This is a genomic window from Bartonella sp. AP65SXKL (genome assembly GCF_042195725.1).
In the GTDB taxonomy this organism is placed as follows: domain Bacteria; phylum Pseudomonadota; class Alphaproteobacteria; order Rhizobiales; family Rhizobiaceae; genus Bartonella.
The window spans coordinates 1-672 of sequence record NZ_JBHIOW010000099.1; the positions used below are offsets into that span (position 1 = coordinate 1).

Consider the following 672-nt stretch of genomic DNA (forward strand, 5'->3'; position numbering starts at 1 on the left):
TCAGTACGACGATAGGAGCGCTCTACTTGTCCTCCTACTGTATGACTTAGAATAGTTTCAGCGACCTCATAGGGGGCATCGGTTGTTTCTGCTAGCCAATCGCGTAAACTAGAGCGAAATCCATGCGGGCAAGCTTCAATTTTATTTTTTTCTCATATACGCCGCCATCATCGTATGTGAAAGAGGACCACGACCGGTAAGTGAAAAGATGAAATCACTTTTAGAGATACAGCGGGCTTGTTCAATTAGTTTTATTGCTTCAGATGATAGGGGCACGCGAAACTCTGTTGTGGCATCACGCTTGCCTTTCATATTCTCAGCAGGGATTGTCCAGATATCATCTTCAATCTGATCTTCACGAATATGACGCAAAGGATTGCTACGAACCCCTGTAAGGATAAGCAGACGCAAAGCTAAATGTTTTATAGTTGTTGTTTTGCAGAGAAATTGGTAAAAAGCCGGCACATCTCTCCAATCCATGGCTGGTAAGCTTTGTTTTTTATGACGTTGTTTGCCTAAGAGAGCGCGTGCTTTTTCTACTGCTTGTAAATCAACATCTAACCCTAATGCAGCCGCATGTTTGAGACAAAGATTAAGACGCATTAGTGCTGTTCGAGCAGTTCCAGCTTTTGTATGCCAAATAGGGGCAAGGGTATCGCGTATCTCTGTTTG

General features: G+C 43.5%; 1 pseudogene. It reads right to left on the reverse strand.

From position 1 onward, the window contains the following. Window positions 1–672, reverse strand: a pseudogene (locus ACFIMP_RS09865) (tyrosine-type recombinase/integrase); the annotation flags it as partial.